Origin of the sequence: uncultured Gimesia sp. (assembly GCF_937910335.1) — a bacterium.
GTDB lineage: Bacteria > Planctomycetota > Planctomycetia > Planctomycetales > Planctomycetaceae > Gimesia.
The window spans coordinates 1-6969 of sequence record NZ_CALEMX010000163.1 but is presented as its reverse complement, the minus strand read 5'-3'; the positions used below and the strand labels follow the sequence as shown (position 1 = coordinate 6969).

Sequence of the window (6969 nt, the reverse complement as noted above, 5' to 3'; positions counted from 1 at the left end):
AGTCAATGTAATCAACCAGTTTCTCTAACGGATAATCATCCAGAGTTTTCGTGCCGGTAAATGTGGGCGCGGGAGGTGTGTAATCTTCCCAGTCGATTTGAACACCCTGCTTAATTGCATTAGTATAAGCAACGGGAGTACCCAGCGGTTTTCGATTCGCCACTCTTTCGCGAACTGTCACATATTCTTTCTGAATTTTGTTCACGAAACGATCGCGCTGCTCGTCGGACAGCAAAGCAGCCGCGACACCGACGGCGCGCGAGGCATCGGCGACATACACAACCTGATTCCGATCATACTGCGGATCAATCTTCACCGCAGTATGCGCTTTCGAAGTCGTTGCACCTCCAATCAACAGCGGTAGATCCATACCCTGTCGCTGCAGCTCACTGGCGACTGTAACCATCTCATCCAAAGAAGGAGTAATCAAACCTGACAAACCAATAATATCACATAGTTTTTCCCGTGCCGTTTGCAAAATCGTTTCGCAAGGCACCATTACCCCTAAATCAATGACTTCGTAGTTATTACACTGTAAAACGACTCCCACAATATTCTTACCAATATCGTGAACGTCCCCTTTGACGGTCGCCATCAGGATTCGACCGTTGGGTTTACTCGCTTCAGTTTTTTCAGCCTCAATATAGGGTTGCAAGTGAGCAACTGCCTGTTTCATCACCCGCGCTGATTTCACAACCTGCGGCAGAAACATTTTCCCCGCACCGAATAGATCGCCCACCACGTTCATGCCGTCCATCAAGGGGCCTTCAATTACATCCAGTGGCCGGGCCAGTTCCTGTCGCGCGAGTTCTGCGTCTTCGACGATATACGTTGAAATGCCTCTAACCAAAGCGTGTTCGATGCGTTTCGTCACTGGCAGTTCACGCCAGGTTAGATCTTCCTGTTTTGCAGAACTGGAAGAACCATCACCACGATAGCGCTCAGCGATTTCCAGCAACGCTTCTGTCCCCTCCGAAGTTCGGTTTAGAATGACATCTTCCACTTTATCCTTGAGGTCACTCGGCAAATCATCGTAAACGGCTAACTGGCTGGCATTCACAATACCCATATTCAAACCAGCGCGAATCGCGTGATAAAGAAAAACTGAATGAATGGCCTCACGGACTGCATTATTTCCCCGAAACGAGAAAGACACGTTGGATACCCCACCCGAAACACTTACGTGAGGCAGATTCTTTCGGATCCATTCTGTCGCTTCAATAAAATCAACTGCGTAGTTATTATGCTCTTCGATGCCCGTCGCGACAGCAAAAATATTAGGATCGAATATAATATCCTGCGGTGCAAAATCTAACTGATCGAGCAATAAGCGATAGGAACGCTCACAAATTTCGATCTTGCGTTTTTTCGTATCAGCCTGCCCTTCCTCATCAAAGGCCATCACCACCACCGCGGCACCATAAAGCTGACACAGTCGCGCCTTCTCTAAAAACTCTGCTTCGCCCTCTTTCAGGCTGATCGAGTTCACAATGGGTTTACCCTGAACACATTTGAGACCCGCTACTATCACATCCCATTTGGAAGAATCCACCATCACAGGCACGCGTGCAATATCTGGCTCAGTAGCCACCAAATTCAGGAATGAAGTCATCGCAGCAAGCGAATCGAGCATCCCTTCATCCATATTAACGTCCATGATATCTGCGCCATTTTGCACTTGCTGCAATGCCACTTCGAGTGCAGTATCATACTCGTCTTCTTTGATCAAACGTTTAAAACGCGCAGAACCGGTTACGTTACAGCGTTCGCCAACATTGACGAACAGACTGTCTTTCGTGACGTTGAAGGGTTCCAGTCCGGAAAGGCGCAATGCCGGTTCAATCTCCGGAATTTTTCGCGGCGAATGCTTCACCATCGCATCTGCGATCGCCTTGATATGTGTCGGCGTGGTTCCGCAACATCCACCTAATATATTAAGAAAACCACTACTGGCGAATTCATCCACAATCTCCGCCATTTCAGCTGCCGACTGATCGTATTCACCAAATTCGTTCGGCAATCCTGCGTTGGGATGAGCCGACACGTATGTATCCGACACACGTGATAACTCTTTGACATACTGTCGCAATTCGGTCGCGCCCAAAGCACAATTTAAGCCAATCGAAAATGGCCTGGCATGCGACAGTGAATTCCAGAATGCTTCCGTGGTTTGTCCCGATAAGGTCCGCCCGGAGGCGTCAGTAATCGTGCCCGAAATCATGATCGGAAGTTCGATTTTTTCGCGATGAAAATATGTATGAACCGCGAACACCGCCGCCTTGGCGTTCAACGTATCGAAGATCGTCTCAATCAACAGCAGGTCAGCGCCACCCTTCACCAGGCCATCAATCGATTCCAGATAATTTTCGACCAGTTCATCGTAGGTAACATTCCGCGCGCCAGGATCATTGACATCCGGGGAGATCGAACACGTACGACTGGTAGGGCCCAGAACTCCAGCTACCCAACGCGGTTTATCGGGCGTCTTTGCAGTCATTTCATCCGCAACGGATCGTGCCAACTGTGCCGAGACCAGATTCAGTTCATGAGCGAGTGACTCCATCTCGTAGTCACTTTGAGACAACTGTGTCCCATTGAACGTATTCGTCTCTAAAATGTCCGCGCCCGCTTCCAGATATTCACGGTGAATACTCTGAATAATCTCAGGCTGCGTCAGCGAAAGCAGGTCATTATTACCGGCGATGTCCATGTGGTAATCCGCAAAGCGTTCCCCCCGGTAATCTGCTTCTTTGAGTTTATGATTCTGAATCATTGTCCCCATCGCTCCATCCAGAATCAGAATCCGATCCCCAATGGCTTGATAGAGAGCTTCAATACGAGCGGCGCGATCAGACATACGTTTAAAACCTGTACTCTTTTATAAAGAAGGTGCCCTGTTTGTATTATTGAACACCGCCACACACATCAGTAAAAATCCGTTCTACCAATCGAAAATCAGGGCCCAGTCAAACCAGTAGACCGAAATCCATGATAATTACCCCATTTTCCATGCGGATGTAACGATATCTGTTGGCATTTTAGCAAATCATCTGAAAAGAGAAACAGCATGCGACATGCTTTTATTCAGCTTGCTGATTCAATTTTTCACGCGGCTGAGCCCCAATCATGCCCACCAGCTCTTTCAGATATTCAGCAGAAGTAACATGCAATAATTGCTGTTCTACCCACTCTCGTCGTTCTGCAATTTGAAGCCGCTTAATTTCCCGCATATAGCCGGGATGCTGAACGAACTGGTCAAGATACTCAAGGTGTCGTTGCAACAGTGCAATCTCCTGACTCTGACGTGCAACAAGGCGATCCTGATACCAGTCACTATTGAGAAGTGCCTCCTGTGTGAATAGTGAACGCACTTCGGAATCATGAATCGTGTGATCCTTCCATGTTCCGTAAGCCATGATTGAGAGGATCGCCTGTAAGGGAGGGCAGACTTCTTCATAGGAACCATCTTTAAAATACTGTAACGCAACACGTTGCTGTGCCTCAGCGATATACTGAATTCCATCGACAAAGGAATCGAGATCCTGTTTTTCCGGCTTGAGAATGGTCTCATCAAATACAGAAGCCGGGTTGTCAAAGACACGCCCAAAGAAGCGATTGAGAAATTTTGAAGTAATTCGATACCCTAACCGGCTCGCGGGAATTGCCTGGCCATTGTGCTCAAAATCAAGAATGGGTTCTAGCAACTCTTCCTTGATCAGATATTCCGGATCACGTTCCTTCGGCTGCATGCGACACCAGATCTCCGGAATCAATAAACTGACATCGTGATCCACTCTGACATCAGGACCAATGTGGCCGGCAGCCGTTGAAAAACCGGAGTATCCAGTCAGTATAAATCCAACGAGTGCACTATTCAGATCGGCCGCAGGACTCAGCGCATTAAAGGGTCCTTTGGTCAAAGCCCCTTCACTTCCCGCTCCCGTGGTAGACGGGCTTTTGCCAGTCAACGAACAGATGAAGTCCATAAATAACTCAGGCAGTTCCTGATAATGTATGGGGGAATATACGGCTAGACTGCGAATGCCTTTTTCTCGATTGGGTGGATTATTACGACGCCCCAGCATAACCGCATTCACGGGATTAAACACGGGTTGGTCAGCGGGAATTGCGCGGAACAGTCGCGTGGCACGTTTGGTAACATAAGAATGAAACGGCTTCACCAAATCGGGGCGAATCTGTAAATAGCGCGGATTTTTAGTCGGTTTTCCATCAATCTGACGCGGATTGGCTGAACACACCACATAACTGCTATCCGTCTCTTCAGCAGCGCGCAACATCTCCTGCATCGGAGAACTAAAAGCGTCAAAATCTACAACGTATTTACTCATCTCACGCACTTGTTGATTCGTCAACGGTTCGAAATTCGAGATGAAATTTCCAGGGCGAGAGAGATCCGCTTCCGTCTGTTTATCCAGACCCCTGATGATCGCATCATCGGGACGCTGAAACAGACGGTACTCACTGTTGATGACAAACTTACAACTGTAATTCTTCTCACCTTCCGCAAGATAATTCAACACACGTGAGGGCACTACAACAGAAGCACTGATATCGTCTTCCGTTTGAATTTTCATGGAAGCGATAAAGTCCTGCCGCAACTTGAATGTCCGCCAACCTAGCAATGAGAACAAACCGACACGCAAATATGTGCCCACTAATTTTCGTTCCCGAAATTTCAGCTCATGCCCATAGGTACCATTGACGATGTCCACGCCAAAGTGTGTCGACCAGTCTTCTCCTGCACTGGTCCCGTAAATTCGTTTGATAATAAAAACTAACGCGCGAAGATGATCTGGAATTTTATTTAACCAGTCGTTGAATTCTGGAGTATAAGCCGGGGAAGGAGTCAGTAACTTAATCACACTTCCCAACGAACGGTTAACATCAAGTACGCGCCTGCTCGGTCGATGGTCAGGATGATCCGCCGACAAGGGTTCCAACCAACGCGCTGAATAATCTTTCTCGATAATTTCACGCACGTATTCCATATCTTTTTCGTAGTTAGAAACAAACACGGGCCCGTAAAGCATGTAATCGCGCAGCGACTTACTGATTTCACTTTTTCCACCACCGGAAACAGTACAAGGTTTATGACAGAAAACACCTTCACCGGAAGTGCCTACAATTCTCCAGGAGGGAGCAGCCGGGTGTTTTTCCATACGCAGGTGATATCCAGAGGGAGCCATATAAACATTGCCGGGCAATAAGGGAATCGAACACTCCTTCCCAGAGCGTGACCAGCGAATACATTGCTCAGGCAGACTGGCATAAGCATCTTCCGGAATGTAGATCAACTCTGGATAATATTTATCAATTCCATAACCCTCTGCCTTTCCCTCGATCTGGTCACCATAATCACGAATCACATCGTCGAAGGTTCGTCCGTTATAACGCGCACTGTTGACTTGAAACTCTTCGCCCAGATTATAACTGGGATACGCAATGGCACCTCCCGCATGTTCTTCTTCTGCATTCCCATACAGGTTGGCAGAATAACTGATTTGTGTCTTCACTTCTTTTTTGCAATAACCAAAATAGTTATCGGCAATCAGCGTCACTATGACACCCGCATCCGTACGACAGGTCATTTTAAACGCCAGACCATCGTTATACAGCTCCTCTTTTGATTTCCAGCACATACTGTCATGCCGCTGTCGCTCGGTTGCGTCATCCCAATGCGGAAGCCCGACTTCGCATTTTGTCAAAGCCGTCAGATGGGGCGCCAGAATGACCGCACCAGTGTGTCCGGTCCAATGCTTAACATCCAGACCGGCATCATTTTGTGGCACATACGGATCACCGGCATTCCCAAAAATGGATTCCACAAAATCCAGATTACTCACCAGCGTTCCGGGAGTGAAAAACCTGATCTCCATCCGTTTTTCAGGAGTTACTCCTTTGACTTCAGGACAGACGATAGGACGCAACATTAACGAAGCCCAGCCCGATGCCTGCTCAGCCTGTTGTGAAGTAAACGGAAACAACATCATTTCCTCAGGTGGTCGCATGGCATTCAGAAACATCTTCACAAATGTCGCGCGCGGAACCGCACGTTTATCCCCCGGAATGGGCAAGCCGCCCTCTGTAATATGAAACGTTCCCACAGTTGTGCGTCGGTCATGTTTCGGATTATGTAACACACCATTTTTGACACGATAAGATTGAACCAGGTCACTGGAAAATTCATCATCTTCAACGGGAAGCGATAATTCTCTAGCCAGCCCGAATCGATCCAGCACAAGTGTCCGACTCGGCAATTTCAACTGATCCGATCCTGCAATATCACTCAAATGCGATTGCAAAAAACGTTCAATGCGATGATCTACGGGGCAACGATGACTCGACAGCAACCGATTCTTTTGTCGGTGATTTTCCAACAGACCTTTCGAAATATCCGCAAAAGTACGGTCGGCTTCTTTCAAAGCAGCCGGGTAACCATTGGCTAATAACTGAAGATTAAGATAACGCAATAGTTCATCGCGATCCTCATTACACGTTGCGTTACCATTTTCATCGAGACCGAGTGCCTGACGAAATTGCTCATTTGATTTTTCAGAACGGTCTTTAATTGACCTGGGAGGCGATATCCGAGGTTCTGCACGATTTGGCATTATTGATATTCTTCTGGTAAAAAATTTAGATCAGAGCGTCATCTCATTCGAAAAAATTGATGATCGAGTCTCGAGCGCGTTGAGAGATTTTTTTGACTGACATTCTGGCGCGTGGCATACAGTCAGATGTAGCCTGCAGTATATGCGATATTATTATCAGGTCAACGGTTCTCATCCACTGTACTGGTGGACGTCACCAGCAGATAAAAGGCAATATGAAGGGTAAAACAGGGTCTTAACATGATTTTAACAAGAAATGAGATTGCTCTACTTCCCGTTTAGATCCAGCAGGTACGCTTGAATTCTAACAGTATCCAAAAGAACTGCCGCGGCTTCT

Annotated in this window: 2 protein-coding genes; both read right to left on the bottom strand. The window is 47.4% G+C overall.

Going from position 1 to position 6969, the window contains the following annotated elements:
* On the bottom strand, nucleotides 1-2857 hold a 2857-nt coding region (gene metH, locus Q0668_RS06425; RefSeq protein WP_298861554.1), incomplete at its 3' end, for a methionine synthase.
* Between the two features lie 223 nt (nucleotides 2858-3080).
* A complete protein-coding gene (locus tag Q0668_RS06420; protein ID WP_298861551.1) occupies nucleotides 3081-6632 on the bottom strand; it encodes a hypothetical protein in 3552 nt (1183 codons plus the stop codon).
* Nucleotides 6633-6969 lie beyond the last annotated feature (337 nt).

Excerpts from the sequence above, each read along its gene's own strand:
- Q0668_RS06420 (WP_298861551.1), bottom strand. The coding sequence starts at position 6,632 with ATGCCAAATCGTGCAGAACCTCGGATATCGCCTCCCAGGTCAATTAAA.